At 64.5% G+C, this 15,445-nt stretch carries 11 protein-coding genes and 1 pseudogene; 8 read left to right on the forward strand and 4 right to left on the reverse strand.

Going from position 1 to position 15,445, the window contains the following annotated elements:
* Nucleotides 1-10 precede the first annotated feature (10 nt).
* The 4 genes from HPT29_RS23475 (at nucleotide 11) to HPT29_RS23490 (ending at nucleotide 5,150) form a co-directional block, all read left to right on the forward strand.
* Nucleotides 11-832, forward strand: coding sequence for an alpha/beta fold hydrolase (locus HPT29_RS23475; RefSeq protein ID WP_173949386.1), 822 nt, complete (start codon nucleotides 11-13; stop codon nucleotides 830-832).
* Between the two features lie 212 nt (nucleotides 833-1,044).
* Entirely contained in the window at nucleotides 1,045-2,460 is a 1,416-nt protein-coding gene (locus HPT29_RS23480) for an adenylate/guanylate cyclase domain-containing protein (protein ID WP_173949387.1), read from the forward strand.
* Nucleotides 2,461-2,592: 132 nt separating this feature from the next.
* Nucleotides 2,593-3,543, forward strand: a complete 951-nt coding sequence (gene rocF / locus HPT29_RS23485) for an arginase (RefSeq protein ID WP_173949388.1) — start codon at nucleotides 2,593-2,595, stop codon at nucleotides 3,541-3,543.
* Nucleotides 3,544-3,788: 245 nt separating this feature from the next.
* A complete protein-coding gene (locus HPT29_RS23490) occupies nucleotides 3,789-5,150 on the forward strand; it encodes an NAD(P)/FAD-dependent oxidoreductase (protein WP_173949389.1) in 1,362 nt (453 codons plus the stop codon).
* A 46-nt stretch (nucleotides 5,151-5,196) separates the two neighbouring features.
* Here HPT29_RS23490 and HPT29_RS23495 read toward each other — a convergent pair whose 3' ends face one another.
* Complete coding sequence (locus tag HPT29_RS23495; RefSeq protein ID WP_173949390.1) at nucleotides 5,197-6,309, reverse strand: NADH:flavin oxidoreductase/NADH oxidase; 1,113 nt, start codon at nucleotides 6,307-6,309, stop codon at nucleotides 5,197-5,199.
* Nucleotides 6,310-6,775: 466 nt separating this feature from the next.
* Between HPT29_RS23495 and HPT29_RS28945 the strand changes: the two are divergent.
* Nucleotides 6,776-7,323: pseudogene (locus HPT29_RS28945) on the forward strand (AAA family ATPase); the annotation flags it as partial.
* Nucleotides 7,324-7,395: 72 nt separating this feature from the next.
* On the forward strand, nucleotides 7,396-7,764 hold the full coding sequence (locus HPT29_RS28950) for a ClpB D2-like domain containing protein (protein WP_432807311.1): 369 nt from the start codon (nucleotides 7,396-7,398) through the stop codon (nucleotides 7,762-7,764).
* An 84-nt stretch (nucleotides 7,765-7,848) separates the two neighbouring features.
* Here the strand turns inward: HPT29_RS28950 and HPT29_RS23510 are convergent, their stop codons facing one another.
* The 3 genes from HPT29_RS23510 to HPT29_RS23520 form a co-directional block, all read right to left on the reverse strand.
* Nucleotides 7,849-9,198 (reverse strand): HlyD family type I secretion periplasmic adaptor subunit, encoded by a 1,350-nt coding sequence (locus tag HPT29_RS23510; RefSeq protein ID WP_259060318.1) that lies wholly within the window; start codon nucleotides 9,196-9,198, stop codon nucleotides 7,849-7,851.
* Nucleotides 9,198-11,006, reverse strand: a complete 1,809-nt coding sequence (locus tag HPT29_RS23515; RefSeq protein WP_247654740.1) for a type I secretion system permease/ATPase — start codon at nucleotides 11,004-11,006, stop codon at nucleotides 9,198-9,200. Before HPT29_RS23515 ends, HPT29_RS23510 begins: the two co-directional genes overlap by 1 nt.
* 119 nt (nucleotides 11,007-11,125) lie before the next feature.
* A complete protein-coding gene (locus HPT29_RS23520) occupies nucleotides 11,126-12,466 on the reverse strand; it encodes a hypothetical protein (RefSeq protein ID WP_173949392.1) in 1,341 nt (446 codons plus the stop codon).
* Nucleotides 12,467-13,256: 790 nt separating this feature from the next.
* Here HPT29_RS23520 and HPT29_RS23525 point away from each other — a divergent pair.
* Entirely contained in the window at nucleotides 13,257-14,051 is a 795-nt protein-coding gene (locus tag HPT29_RS23525; RefSeq protein ID WP_173949393.1) for a response regulator transcription factor, read from the forward strand.
* A gap of 190 nt (nucleotides 14,052-14,241) precedes the next feature.
* Complete coding sequence (locus HPT29_RS23530) at nucleotides 14,242-15,429, forward strand: hypothetical protein (RefSeq protein ID WP_173949394.1); 1,188 nt, start codon at nucleotides 14,242-14,244, stop codon at nucleotides 15,427-15,429.
* Nucleotides 15,430-15,445 lie beyond the last annotated feature (16 nt).

Here is a 15,445-nt window from a genome sequence, read left to right on the forward strand (position 1 = left end):
AGAGCACCCCATGGGGACGATCACGACGAAGGACGGGACGAAGATATTCTACAAGGACTGGGGAGCGGGACAGCCGATCCTGTTCTCCCATGGCTGGCCGCTTTCGGCCGATGCCTGGGACGGCCAGATGCTGTTCTTTGGCCAGCAGGGCTACCGCGTCATCGCGCATGACCGCCGCAGCCATGGTCGCTCGGACCAGACCTGGGACGGCAACCACATGGATCAGTATGCGGACGACCTGGCCGAACTGATCGAGACGCTCGATCTCAGAGACGTCATCATGATCGGCCATTCCACCGGTGGCGGCGAGGTTGCGCACTACATCGGCCGCCACGGCACCGGGCGAGTTGCGAAGGTCGTCCTCGTCGGTGCCGTGCCGCCGCTCATGCTGAAGACCGAGGCCAATCCGGAAGGCACGCCGATCGACGTCTTCGACGGCATCCGCCAGAACACTGCCGGTGACCGCTCGCAATTCTTCAAGGACCTCACCATGCCGTTCTACGGGTTCAACCGTGACGGCGCGAAGGCCAATGAGGGCCTGCGCGAGTCCTTCTGGCTCCAGGGCATGATGGGCGGCATCAAGGGCGAATACGACTGCGTCCACGAGTTCTCGGAGGTCGACTACACCGAAGATCTCAAGAAGATCGACAAGCCGACGCTCGTGATCCACGGCGACGACGACCAGATCGTGCCGATCAAGGCATCGGCGGAAAAGACCGCGAAGATCGTCAAGGGCGCCGAGCTCAAGGTCTACCTAGGGGCTCCCCACGGGTTGGCGCAGACCGAGGCGGACCGGTTCAACGCCGACGTGCTCGCCTTCATCAAAGGCTAGCGGATCACTGGCCTTGGAGAGCCGCGTCAGCGCAGTCGGCCGGACGAAATCGCTGCCGGTCGGATGACGCGGTCGCCGGGCGGGGTCATCCCGATTGTCTGAGGAGAATGGAAGAGGGGACATCCATGTGCCCCCTCTGGCCGCGCAGGGGCGGTTCGTGTTCTAATCGGGCCATAGCCTGAGCTATGGAGCCGAGGAGCCGGGAGGCCATCATGCGGCCAGATCTGCGCGCGAAGGATCCATCCCGGGAAGCAGAGCCGTTCATCAACCTGCCGGATCGCCCCCTCGAGGGGGACCTCGTCGCGGCCCTGATGAGGCGTCATGAGGTTGCCGCGGAGCGGCTGATCGGATGGCTGCGCGTGGCCATCGGCCTGTGCGTCTTCACGACCGTGATCCTCGCTGATCGCATTCTGCTTCGTTTGACGGGAATGACCCTCGACATGTTCGAGCGGAACGCCTGGATCGCCTCCTTCGGCTTCCTCCTCGTCGGGGCCGTCAGCATCGTGCTCGCGGTGCCGCAGCGCTGGCGCCACGGTTTCGCCTACCTGTTCATGGTGATGGATGTGGGGCTTGTCCTCGTCATCGCGTTCTTTGCCGTCGGCGAACGCGGACTGCCCGGCAACGCCCTGCCGTCCGCGCCAATCACCTGGGCGGCGCCGCTCGTTCTCGCCGTCGGGGCCCTCCGCTACGACGTGAAAGTCCAGCTCTGTGCCATCGCGCTCCTGGCGATCGGTCTGATCGGGATTGCCGTCGCGTTGGACCACCGTCTGGTCCTGGATCCTGCCGCCATGGCGGCGCCCGCATGGCATCGCCTGTTCTCGATGCCGGTCAACGTGATGCGGCTCGAACTGCTTCTCCTTGCGGGCGCAGCGACGGCCTTCGGCATCATCCGGTCGCGGCGCCTCCTGGCCTCCGCCGTCAGGGATGCCATCGGGCGGGCGAGCCTGTCGCGCTTTCTCCCGGCCGAGATCGCCCCCCGGGTGGCGGCCGGCGACGTCAACCTGCGCCGCGGGCGTCGTCAGAAAGCCGTGATCGTCTTCGTCGATATCCGCGACTCCACCGGTCTGGCCGAAGGCATGGACCCGGAGCGCCTGTCTCAGTTCTTCACGGCTTTCAGAACCCGGATCCTGGGAGCCGTCCGCAACCACCGCGGCTTCGTCGACAAGTTTATCGGGGACGGGGCGCTGATCCTGTTCGGCGTGCCGGACGAGACCGGCGACGACGCGGCGCGAGCCCTCGCCTTCGCGCATGATCTCGTCCGCATCGTGGCCGCCTGGAACGCGACCCGTGAACTGCCCCATACCGTGCGGATCGGCATCGGGATCCACGTCGGCGAGGTGTTCTGCGGGATCGTCGGCGACGAGGAGCGGATGGAGTTCACGGTCCTGGGCGATGCGGTGAACGTCGCCTCGCGTCTCGAGCAGGCGACGAAGCGGTATGGTGAGATGATCCTGGCCTCGGGGGCAGCCGTCGAGGGCTCGCCCGATCGCACGGCATGGCGGGAAATCGGGCTTGAACCTCTCGCTGGGCGCAGGGAACCGATCCCGATCTTCGCGCCGATTCCAGCCGCGGCGGCCAGCGATGGCCATGTGCCTGCTGCTCCTCACGCATCACAGAAGCCCACCTAGAACCGAAAGCGCCAACACACCGTGCGATCCGAGGTATGCATACGCCCAGCCCGCATTATCCTTTTGTCAAACTTTACTGCTCAATTCACGGTCGCCGCAGGTTGATCCCGCGAAATCCGAAGGGAGAACGGAATGACATCGAAGCCGTGTATCGTTCTGGGCGTACCGGTTCAGGAGGGCGCCGGCCGGCTCGGCTGCGATATGGGGCCGAGCGCCTTCCGGACCGCCGGCTTGATCAGCGAGTTGCAGAATCTCGGCTATATCGTGGAGGATCGGGGCAACATCGCACCCAGGCCGCTCCGCGATCTGCAGCATCCGAATCTCGCCATCAAGGCGCTCCCAGAAACCGTCGCCTGGACCGAAGCCATCGCCGAGGCAGCCTATCAGGCAAGCCGCGACGGCATGCCGATCTTTGCCGGCGGAGACCACAGCCTCTCGGCCGGCTCCATGACGGGGCTTGCGCGCCGGGCCGCGGAGGAAGGTCGCGAGTTCTTCGTCCTGTGGCTCGACTCGCATCCGGATTTCCATACCCTTACCACCACCACGAGCGGAAACCTCCATGGGGTGCCCATGGCCTATGCAACCGGGCGCAGCGGGTTCGAAGGCTATTTTCCCGCCCTCGCCGCCCCCATCAAGCCTCAGAACGTCTGCATGATGGGCATCCGCAGCGTCGATCCGGCAGAGCGCTCGGCGCTGCAGACGGCGGGCGTGACGGTTCACGACATGCGGTCCATCGACGAGAACGGCGTCGTGTCGCTCCTCGACGCCTTCCTGAAGCGTGTCGCAGCGGCCAATGGGGTTCTCCACGTGAGCCTCGACGTGGATTTCCTCGATCCGGCGATCGCGCCTGGGGTCGGCACCACCGTTCCTGGCGGCGCGACCTTCCGCGAGGCGCACCTCATCATGGAGATCCTCCACGACAGCGGCCTCGTGGGGAGCCTCGACCTTGTCGAACTCAACCCGTTCCTCGATGAGCGCGGCCGGACAGCCCTGCTCATGGTGGATCTCGTGGCGAGCCTGATGGGACGGCGGGTGCTGGACCGCCCGACCCAGAGCTATCGCTATACTCCAAAGATCGGGTAAGCCACTCGAACCCTGGGGAACAAGGAACCGAAAGGCGGCAGACGACCCTGGAAGAAGCCCGACTCGGATGGGCGATCCTGGCGCTCCCTATGGTAAGTCCCTGCGCCCGCAGATGTCTGGATATCTGGAAGGACATGCAATAAAATTGCCATAAGGGCGAAACATCGGGGTTTCCGCCCATTGCGAGGGTTGGGGCCTTCCGATGAAGGGCATCCCTTTCCACCCAACAGCAAGCGAGAGGCGGAATGACCGCTGATAGACCAAAGGTCGTGATCGTCGGGGCGGGCTTCGGAGGGCTGACGGTCGCTCAATCCCTGGCGCGGGTGCCGGTCGACGTGACGGTCATCGACCGTCACAACTACCACTACTTCCAACCACTCCTCTACCAGGTCGCCACGGCGGCCCTGTCGCCGGCCGACATAGCCTGGCCGATCCGCGGCATCCTCAGGCGGCAGAGGAACACGACGGTTCTCCTGGCGAATGTCACCGGCATCGATGTGGATGCGTGCAGTGTCAGGGCGGGACCGGTGGACGTCCCTTACGACTTTCTCGTCCTCGCGACAGGCGCGACCCATTCCTATTTCGGACACCCGGAATGGGCCACTGTCGCTCCAGGGCTGAAGCAGATCGAGGATGCGACCTCCATCCGCCGGAAGGTTCTTCTCGCCTTCGAGCACGCCGAACTGACCGACGATCCTGACGAACAGCGCCGTCTTCTGACATTTGTGGTCGTGGGCGGCGGCCCCACCGGCGTCGAGATGGCCGGCGCCATTGCGGAGGTGGCTCATCATGCCCTTCCGGCCGAATTCCGGCGCATCGACCCGCATGCGGCCCGGGTGATCCTGATCGAGGCGGGGCCCCGCCTGCTGCCGACGTTTCCAGAGGATCTTTCAACCTATGCCCATCGGGCGCTCGAGCGGATGGGCGTGGAGGTCAGGACGCTCGCGCGGGTCACGAACTGCGATGAGGCCGGGGTCGACCTCGAGGAGGCGCGGATCGAGGCCGGCACGGTCATATGGGCCGCAGGCGTCGTGGCTTCTCCGGCCGGCGCGTGGCTCGGGGTGGAGCAGGATCGCGCCGGGCGGGTCAAGGTCGGGCCTGATCTGACCGTTCCGGGCAGGCCGGAGATTTTTGTGATCGGCGACACCGCGACTGTGACCGACGCGGCCGGCAAGCCGGTGCCGGGAATCGCGCCGGCGGCCAAGCAGATGGGCCGCTATGTGGCCGACATGATCGCCGCGAAGGTCGAGAGCAGACCCTTACCGGGGCCGTTCCGGTACCGCCATCAGGGCGATCTCGCCACGATCGGGCGCAAGGCCGCCGTGGTGAAGCTCAAGTCGGTTCATCTCACGGGCTTTATCGGCTGGCTGTTCTGGGGCTTCGCGCACGTCTACTTCCTGATCGGCCTGCGGAACCGTGCCGTCGTGGCGTTCAGCTGGTTGTGGAACTATCTGACCTACCAGCGTGGAGCGCGCCTCATCACCGACGGTCCGGCCATGCAGATGATGGCCCGCGATGAGAAGACACGAGCCTTACCCGAAACCGCCGAAGGGGGCGCCCGGTCCGGTCGGGATCAGGCGCGATCAGGCGCAACGGACTGGCGGTAGGTCAGCAGGTAACCCGCAGCAGCCGGCTTCGTCACGCGCGCCGCCCTCAATCGTCTGCGCGCATCTTGAAGAGATCCGGATATTGCCGCGGCTGGGAGCGCAGGTACTGGCTTGGCGCCCGGACCGCCGCGCCGAAATGCGCAGCCGCATGCCAGGGCCAGCGAGGATCGTAGAGGATCGCACGGGCAAGGGCGATCAGATCGGCGTCCCCGGTGACGAGGATGGATTCCGCCTGCACGAAATCCGTGATGAGACCGACGGCGATGACGGGCATGCCGACCGGTTTCACCGCGCGGGCCAGAGGCACTTGGTAGCTCGGTCCCACGGGGATCTTTTGTGCTGGTGTCAAGCCTCCGCTCGAGACATGGATCGCACTGCAGCCGCGCGCCTCGAGGGCCCTGGCAAATTCCACCGTCTCCTCGATGGTCCAGCCGCCCGGCGCCCAGTCCGTGCCAGACACCCGCACCGTCACCGGGCGCCCGGCCGGGAACACGGCCCGAACGGCATCGAACACCTCGAGCGGGAAGCGCATCCGGTTTTCGAGCGATCCGCCATAGCTGTCGTCCCGCTGGTTGGAGAGCGGCGACAGAAACTGGTGAAGCAGGTAGCCATGAGCCGCATGAATCTGAACGGCCTCGAGGCCGAGCCTCGCAGCCCGCACGGCCGCCTCGGCAAAGGCGTTCCGTACCCGCGCAAGACCATCCCGGTCCAGAGCCGCCGGAGAAGCCTCGCCGCTCTCCTGCGGGATCGCGGAAGGCGCCTCCGTCTTCCAACCATTGGCATGATCGGGGGCGATCTGCCGGCCCCCCTTCCAGGGCACTTCGGTCGAGGCCTTTCGCCCGGCATGGCCGAGCTGGATCGCGACAGGCATGTCGGACCAGCGCCGGATGCCGTCCAGAACGCGGCCCATCGCAGCCTCGCATGCGTCCGAATAGAGCCCGACGTCCCCGTAGGTGATCCGGCCTTCGGGCGTGACCGCCGTCGCCTCGATGGTGAGCAGCGCTGCCCCCGAGAGAGCAAGCTGACCCAGATGAATCATGTGCCAATCGTTCATGCAGCCGTCCTCGGCCGAGTATTGGCACATGGGAGCGATGACGATTCGGTTGGCGAGTTCCAGATCCCCGACCCGGAAGGGTGTGAAGAGTTTCGCGTGCGACATGGGTTGCCTCGTCGATTGCGGATGGTTCAGGCTTGTGAGGAGTACAGTGGCATTGAAACGCGTCGGCAGCCGGAAAGGTCTGACAGGTCACGGTATCTTTGTGACCGATCCAGCCGCTCTTTTGCTGACCGCGATCATTCGGATTATCATCACTTGCTCTTCTGTGAGTTGTCTTCAAGCCCAAGCTTGGTCATGGCAGCCCTCCATTATTCGTCGGGCTGCCCGCTGCCGATCCAGATTTCGTGATGTTCTGAACAAGAATGGCCGCTCCAGAGCAACCGCCCAGCGAAATTGTATTCTCGCTCGGGGATCGACAGATCTGCGTACCGAACATGGCAGCCGCCGATGAGGAACAACCGCGCCGAAGTCGCACGCAAGGCCGACATCTGCCGGATCACGACACCCGTCAGGCAGAATCGACAGCATGGAGGAAAGCCGTGGCGGACGGAATTTGTGACATCTGTGGCATCCGGTTCTCATCGGCGAGCCGGGTGTCGGCAAGACGGCCATCGTCGAGGGGCTCGCGCAGCGCATCGTCGCCGGCGAGGTGCCCGAGAGCCTCCGGGACAAACGCCGCGTCGAACTCTCGATCAACTCGATGGTGGCCGGCTCGAAATATCGGGGCGAGTTCGAGGAGCGCGCCCAGCAGATCCTCAAGGAGGTCACGGAGCGGAACAACGAGCTCATTCTGTTCATCGACGGAATCCACACCATCGTGGGGGCTGGCCACGGCGGCGGCGAAAGCGGGCTCGACACGACAACGTGTTCAAGCCGACGCTGGCCCGTGGCGAGCTCAACCTGATCGGTGCCACGACACTCAACGAATACCAGAAACACATTGAGAAGGATGCTGCCCTGGAGCGTCGCTTCCAGCCGGTCTTCGTCCCCGAGCCGACGGTTGCCCGGACCATCATGATCCTGCGGGGCTTGCGCGATACTCCCGAAGCGCACCACAAGGTCACCATCACGGAGCTGATGGACGTCCTTCGTAGCCATTTCCGGCCGAAATTCATCAACCGCATCGACGAGATCATCGTCTTTCATGCCCTAACCCGCAGCGAAAGCCGCTCCATCGTCGAGCTTCAGCTGGAGCGCGTCAGGCGGACGGCTCATGGCCAGGGACTCGATCTTGCGATCGATGACAGCGTCGTCGATCATCTTGCCGCTGCCGGCTTCCGGCCCGAGTTCGGAGCGCGCGAGCTGCGGCGACTGATCCGCACGGAGTTCGAGACGCAATCGGCCCGGGCGATGCTGGCGGACGAGGTCCATGAAAGCGACCGGGTGACCGCACGCTGGGACCCCGAGCGGCAGAAGATCGTTCTGGAGCCGCAGCCTCGACCACCAGGGACAGAGCAAGTTCCGGCCGACGCCGAGGGCGAGCATCGCAACGCGGTCGAGATGCAATGGGACGCTCAGCGAGGAACCGGGGACGAGGGACGCACGGCCGCTGAGTGAACCTCGTAGCATCGGGCTCCCATTCACCACCGATGCTATTCGGATGATCGGCCTAGACTTCGATATACACTCTCGCGGCGTGCCTCAGTCCTCGCGGAACGCGCGATTGAAGCTGTCCATCACAGGGCGCAGCATGTAGCCGGCTGCGGTGAATTTGCCGGTCTTGATCAGAACCTCGACGGGCATACCGGCCATCACCTCGACCCCCGGCAAGGATGACAGCGAATGCTCGTCGAGACGGATGCGCGCCGTGTAGAACGAGCGCTCCGTGGTCTTGTCGGTCATGCGGTCGGCCGACACATAGGTGAGCGTTCCCTCCACGGGAGGAACGCGGCGGTGCTTGTAGGGCATGAGCCGCACCTGCGCCGGTAACCCGGGGTGGACGACATCGATGTCGTCGGGTCTCACCTGGGCGGTGATGATGAGGCGATCGTGCTTCGGCACGAGGTCGAGCAATGGCTGGCCCTCCCCTACGACCCCGCCGGGCGTCCGAATTCGGAGATCCGTCACGACCCCGTCCTCGGGCGCGCGCACCTGGGTGCGGGCGAGCACGTCCTGAGCGGCCTCGGCCCGTTCGGAGAGCTGGAAGAGGAGCGCCTGCACCTCGCGGAGGCTCTGAGCGATCTCGGCCTCCCGGTCGCTGCGCAGCTTGAGGATCTGAGCGTTGGCTTCGCCGACACCCTGTTCGGCACGCGCCATTTCCTCCTGCGCCTGGCCCTGCCGCCCGTCGATCTCGGCCTGTTCGCGCTCAAGCGCCAGCTTGCGCGGCTGCGCGATGACACCCCTGGCGACGAGGGGCGCAATCGATTCCATCTCCTTCTTGATGATCTCCGCACGCTTCGCCGCAGCGCTCACCTGGTACCTCAGGCCCAGCATCTGGCGCGAGATCTGCTGCTGCCGCTGGATCAGCACAGCGAGCTGCGACTGGTAGAGCTGGCGGCGGCTGTTGAAGATTCGCTGCTGTCCGGCGAGCATCTCATCGAGCGCTGCATCCGTCTCGGCCGCTTGGCGCAGGGGCAGCGGGAACTGGATCGTGTCATTCCCGTCTCGCTCGGCGAGCAGCCGCGCCTCGCGGGCCTGAGCCTCGCGCAGCTGTCCCCGAAGCGCCTCGGCGCTGGATCTGGCCCGCGTATCGTCGAGCTGAATCAGCGGCTGGCCGGTCGTCACGGCATCACCGTCCTTCACCAGAATCCTGGCGACGATGCCGCCTTCCAAGTGCTGCACCGTCTTGCGGCTCGTTTCGGCCTCGACCGAGCCGATTGCGATGGCGGCGCTTTCGAGCGGCGCCGTGACAGACCAAATGCCGAAGCCGCCGATGAACACGACCACGAGCCCGAACGCGAAGGCCGTCAACCACCGGATCCGATGGAACGGAGTGGGGGGTGGCGGGGGCAGGACATCGGAGAGATCGATGACGGGCGATGTTCTGGCCATCATGCGGCTCCCTTGCCGGCCTGCTGACCGGGTGCGGTGATCATCGGTCCTTCGTTGACCTTCGGCATGCGCGTTTCAGGCTTCGCCCTCGCCTGCTGCGCGACCCTGATCGCCGTCCGTCCCTGTGCGATTTTCTCGGCGATCTCGCGGCGCTCGCCATAGGCGTTGACCAGGCCGTTGTCGAGTACGAGCACGTTATCGGCAACGGACAAAATGCCGAGGCGCTGGGCAATGACGATGATTGTTGCGCCGCGGGACTTCATCTCGTCGATGGCTCGACGGAGCGCCTCCTCGCCTTCGGGGTCGAGGCTTGCATTCGGCTCGTCGAGAACGATCAAACGAGGGTCGCCGAAAAACGCACGCGCGAGCCCGAGCTTTTGGCGCTGGCCGCCGGAGAGCCGCGCCCCGCCCTCGCCGATATGAGTGTCATAGCCCCTGGGCAGCCGCATGACGGTATCGTGAAGATCCACCAACCGCGCCGCCGCAATGACATCCGTGGAACTCGCCTCGGACAGGCGGGAGATGTTCTCCGCGACGGTCCCGGCGAAGAGCTCGACGTCCTGGGGCAGATAGCCGAAGTAACGATGTCCCCCGGAGGCCATCCACACCCCGACATCGGCCCCGTCGAGGCGCACATGCCCCGTGGTCGGCGGCACGGTGCCGGCGATCAGGCGACCAAGGGTCGACTTTCCGGCTCCTGAGGGCCCGACGACACCGAGCACCTTGCCGGCGCAGACCATCATCGAGAGGCGGCGCACGACAGGCTCGGTCGATCCAGGCGGCACGTAGGTGAGCTGCTCAACTTCGAGGAGGCCGCTGGGTGGGGGCAGCTCCATGCCTTTCACGGGCGGCGGGGCGGCCTGCATGATGCGCCGGATGCGGTCATAGGCGAGCCGCACGTTGGTGACGGCCTTCCAGGTGCCGATGGCTCCCTCGACGGGGCCGAGGGAGCGGCCGAGCAGGATCGAGGCGGCGAAGATCGCGGCCGGGCTGACATCGTGCCTGATGACGAGGAAGGAGGCTGCCGCCATCACCAGCACCTGCGCGAGGAAACGGACGAAGCGGGCTAGCGCCTGGATCGCCGAAGCCCGCGAGCCGGCCGTCAGCTGGGCGGCCTTGGCATGCGCCTGCTCGTCGGCCAGGATCCGTGCCACGCCAGGCAGCATGCCCATGGCGGTGATCGCCTCCACGTTGCGCATCAGCGACTCGAAGCGGTGCTGGCTTTCGGATGAGGCTGCGGACGCCCGCGCGAAAGGAGCCCGGGTTACGGTCTCGTTGAGCCATGCGAAGCCGAACAGGATGAGGGAAGCCACGATCCCAATGGCACCCAGCAGCGGGTGAACGAGGGTCATGGCGAGCAGGAAGATCGGGGTCCACGGCAGGTCGAACAGCGCCGTGCATGCCGATCCGCCGAAGAACTGGCGCAGGGTGCCGAGATCGCGCCATGCCTGCGCGGCTCCCGCGGGATCGGCCCGCAGCGCGGCCTGCACGGCTGCGGTGAGCACGGGAGCCTGCAGGCGTTCCTCGAGCCAGCCACCGACGCGGGCGAGCATCTCGCGGCGCAGGGCCTCGATAACCGCATGGAGCGCCAGCGCGAAGATGACGATGAGGGTGAGCATGAAGAGCGTGTCGAGACTCTGGCTCGACAAGACGTGGTCGTAGACCTGCAGCAGGTAGAGCGGCATGGTCAGGGCGAGCAGATTGACGAAGAAGCTCAAGCCCGCGACGAGGGCCAGCGAGTAGCGACAAAGCCGGAAGGCGTGCTCCACCTCTGTCTGATGGCGGGCCTTCATCCAGTTCAGGGCCATACGCGATCTCCGGAACCATCAGGGGAGTCGGGCTGGCGCTCGCACGTCCGGGGAAGATCGCGCATGCGCCACTCCGGGGCCGCGGGAGTGCCGCAGCCCCGGACCGCCGTTATCGGGGCTCAGACGACGAAGCCGAAGTCAAAGTCGCCGAAGTCGAAGGTGAAGGCCAGGCTCGCATCCTGCGTGGCATCCATCGTCTGGTCGAGGTCGACCGTCACCGCCTGATCCTGGGTGGACGTGGCGTCGGAGTCGTTGTTCTGGCCAAAGTTGAAGTCACCGATGTCCTGATCGGAGGCTGCGGTTCCACCGCCGCCCTGGTTCACGCTGGCCCCGGCATTGCCGCTGGCCGTGGAGTCGATGTCGGCCACGGCATCGTTGTCGCTGTGAGCCCCGGCATTGCCCGCGGCCGTGCCGCCATTGGCGGAAGCATTCCCGCCCATAGCGGACCCGGCAGTCGTGGCACCGCCGGCCGTGTCACCGCCCGTGGCTGCACCGGACGTGGAGCTGCCGCCCGTGGTATCGCCGGAAGCCGCCGTAGCTGCGCCGCCCGCACCGCCCACGCCGGCGCCGCCCGTGCCGTCGCCGCCCGTAGCAGCGCCGGATGTCGCCGCACCGCTCGTGCCGGCGCCGCCTGAACCGGCACCGCCGGTGCCGGCCCCTGAGGTGCCGTCGCCGCTGGCGCTTGTGCCGGCGCCACCATAGCCGCCCGCTCCACCGGTGCCGTCACCGCCGGTGCCGGCGCCGCCCGTCCCGTCACCGCCTGTTCCGGCGCCGCCTGCACCGTAGTCTCCGTCACCGCCAGTGCCATCGCCACCAGACGCGTAGCCGCCACGGCCATAGCCGCCCGTGCCGTCGCCACCATCGCCTCCGGCGCCGCCGGTCGCGGCAGAGTCGCCGCTTGCCGCATCGCCCGAGTACCCATCACCGCCAGGACCATTGCCACCCGATCCATCGCCAGTGTCCGCGTCTCCGGAATAAATCGGCCCGCTCGTGCCGTCCCCGCCGGTCCCATATCCGCCTGCGCCGCCCACGGCGCCCGCATTGCTTCCTGCCGTGTCTCCGGACGTGGAGTCGCCGCTATCGGTCCAACCGCCTACGGTGTCGCCGCCTGTGGCGGACCCGCCGGTCGTCGTGCCGCCCGTGGCGGCGCCGCCATTGGCGCTGTTGGCGGCTGTGGCAATCGAATCGCCACCGGTCGTCACGGTCGAGTCGACGCCCGAGTCGTTGTCCGTGGTGACATTCGTATCGGCAGTGTTGTTGGCGCTGGCATCGTTGTAGGCCAGCTGAACCGGATTGTAGTCGACCGCGGCTTCGTTGTCGTTGTCCTGGTCAATGGCCGAGGTCTGACTGGCATTCGTCTCCGTGTTCTGCCTCTGCAGTTGATCCAGGGTGTTGTTCAACTCAACGTCGAGATCGAAATCGAACCCGAATCCGCTGAGCAGGTCTGATAGGTCTGCCATTCTCGCGCTCCTCAGTAGTTGCAGCCGCCTCGTGGAGTTGCGAGGCGGTTTGGCAGAGAGTCCTGCATGCACGGCATGAGAGAAAGTTGCCGATTTGCATGCCGCAGAATGGGTGAGGAGAAGGTTCCGGTCGCCCATTCGGGTGACGCGTCTCCTTTCACATGCATCAGAGCACCTGCCGGATCAGCCGAACCGGTAGCTCTTTTGATGGGGTAACCCCTAAGAGGTAGGAACGTCTTGGATTGGCTAGGACAATGATTTGTTTACGCAAACCATCGCCTTCGGCACTCCACGTCGGCGGCTCGTAGGACGTACCGCTAATTTGCCTCCCGGTGCATGCCATTCACTTGATCCGTGTGAATGCCGAGGCAGTTGGAGGATGGGAAAGCTTCCTTTCTCATCATGCCGGAGAGGCACCTGTGACAATTGACCTATTCAGAGTGGCTCTGGAGATTTCTGACCTGAGGGAGCGTGAGCAATAATCTCGGCTGATGCTTCAAGGGATGATCGAATTGAAGCTAAGCCTGGCAGTTCGATTACTAGAAACTGCCATGAAAAACGGTTAAACTAGGCACACGATTATTGGAGAATATCCAGCGCGCGCCGTTTGCGTCTTGAGCGTCGAGTGCCAAGTTCCGCCGTTTGGAAGATCAATGGCAGGATAGGCCTGTTAATAGTGCCTGCCTGATCGTGGTGCCCCATCGTTGCGTAGATATCAATCGCCCTAGGGAACACAAAAATTCTTGGGAACCCATTCAATGAGATTGGCCTCACATGAAGGAGGGTTGTGATGCATTTTTCGTACGCAACGCCCGATGGTGACCCGAATGGTATGAGGCAGGAGGCTCTCGTCATCATCGATGACGAGCCGTTCTCGCAGGAATGTCTCGTCCACGCGATCGGCAGTGCGTTCCCGCGCACCCCCGTCGTAGGATTTTCATCGGCCAGCGAATTTGCTCATGCTGGTGAGTTGGCAGTCGGCTTGGTGCTGCTGAGGTCTCAGCAGCATTCACCCTCAGGAAGCCAGCTGAATGATGACACCAGAGACATCCTCCAGAACCGTCCGGACGTGCCCATCGTCATCCTCTCCATGTGCATGAAGACGAAGGATGTCCGGGATGCGATTGCCATGGGCGTCCGCGGCATCATCCCGATGACCACCTCCTTCAAGGTTGCGGTCGCGGCCCTTCAGCTCGTGATGGTTGGCGGTACATATTTCCCTCGTTTCGCGAACGGAGACTTGCCTGTCGTCCCCGAAACCAAGGATGGGCACGACTTACATCCGGAGGTGCCCACACGGCTTGTCCTGCCCCATACCGGTCAGCGATCCTATTTCGAGATCGTGGAGCAAACCGGAGACGTGCTCAAGACAGAGGCGAACGGATCAGGGGTCATCTTCACGGCGCGGGAGCTGGATGTCCTGGAGGCCCTTCAGAAGGGATGGTCCAACAAATGGATTGCCCATTCACTCAACATCTCCGAGAACACGATCAAAGTGCATATCCAGCGTATCATGCGAAAGCTGCACGCCACCAACAGGACGGAGGCGGTCATCCGGCACCGTCAGCTCAACGGCTTGAGCTGAGGCTCGTAATCCCATCTGGTGTCGTCCATTTGAATGAGAATGAGACGGAGTCCCTGTGCGCTTGAGCACCAGCCGAAGGATGCAGGATCGTCTAGGCAGATGGGTAAGGCGCCTGAATGGGTGACTGGCGCAGCGGTCCACCGGCGCTCTACACTGTCTTTTCCTTAGTGGCCGCGCGAGGTCGATCCTGATGCTGCCTCCCGACAAGGGAACACGAAACCTGCTCCCGCTCCTGGCTGACAAGCAGGATGGAATCGTTCAGGCGGCCGAGGACGAGGGCAGCCCAGTCCGTCCGGCCTCGGATCCTGGGCTATCGGCCTCCCATTCGTCCAATCCGACCAGCGATCCGGCACCGTCCCGCATCGAGCCGGCCCATCAGCCTGCCACGTCGCCCTTTGGAACGGACCTGGCTCCGGCGGTACACGATTCGGCCTCGCATGCGTTCTCGTCCCCGGGGCCAAAGGGTTCAACGGATGGCATCAGCGGACATGCCCGGTCCGGCGTGGAGATCGACGACAACGGAACCGAGTCAGGTCAGTCTTCAGTCTTTGGATCTTCTGTCGGATCTCCCACAGCAGCTCCTCATGCGGCAGCAGGCGCCTCGAGCGGCGCCTCGCATCGCATGCCGGAGGAGGCTGCGACCGACGAGGGACAGAAGGATCCAGGGCCTGCCCTGGAGAGCGGGGGCGTGCATACGCCGCTTCCCGAGACCGCCGCAGGAACTGCAACGGTCCCGGGAGCCGGGCTCCCGTCGGATCCGCCGACCCCGGCCGGCATTCCGATAGCCGTTCCCGACAGCGACGACATCCACATCGTCCAGACCGCCTTCGTGGACCAGGACGCGGACGTTCTGCTCAACGGCTGGATGGGTGAAAGCAAGATCCGTGTCTTCATGGACAACGATGCGGACATGGAGCAGGACGCCGATATTCGGCTCGATGTCGACGCCAACAATCGTGTTTTCCTGCGCCTCGACCAGTCGATGACGATCGACCAGAACACCGAGATCGATCTCGACATCTACGAGGTCAAGGGCGTTCTCTATGTCGACCTGTACCTCAAGAACGAGGTTGATATCGTCCAGGATACGGAACTCGACCTGATGATGGACGGCTGGCACGGCAAGAGCCAGTTCGTCGTCAACAATCATCTCGATATCCGGCAGGACGTCGATGTGGATGTCGATATCGACGATGAACTCGAGGAGAAGTTCGCGATCAAGGTCGCGATTGGCGTGAAACAGGCCATCGATGTGGACCAGGACGCCGACATCGATGTCAGCTATGCCGATGGTGCTATCGGTGTCGATGTCGACGCAGTACAGACGGCGACGATCGACCAGGATACTACGCTCAGGATCGACTTCTCTGTCGTATAGCGCGTCGTGCAGACCC

It is taken from the genome of Microvirga terrae (genome assembly GCF_013307435.2).
GTDB lineage: Bacteria > Pseudomonadota > Alphaproteobacteria > Rhizobiales > Beijerinckiaceae > Microvirga > Microvirga terrae.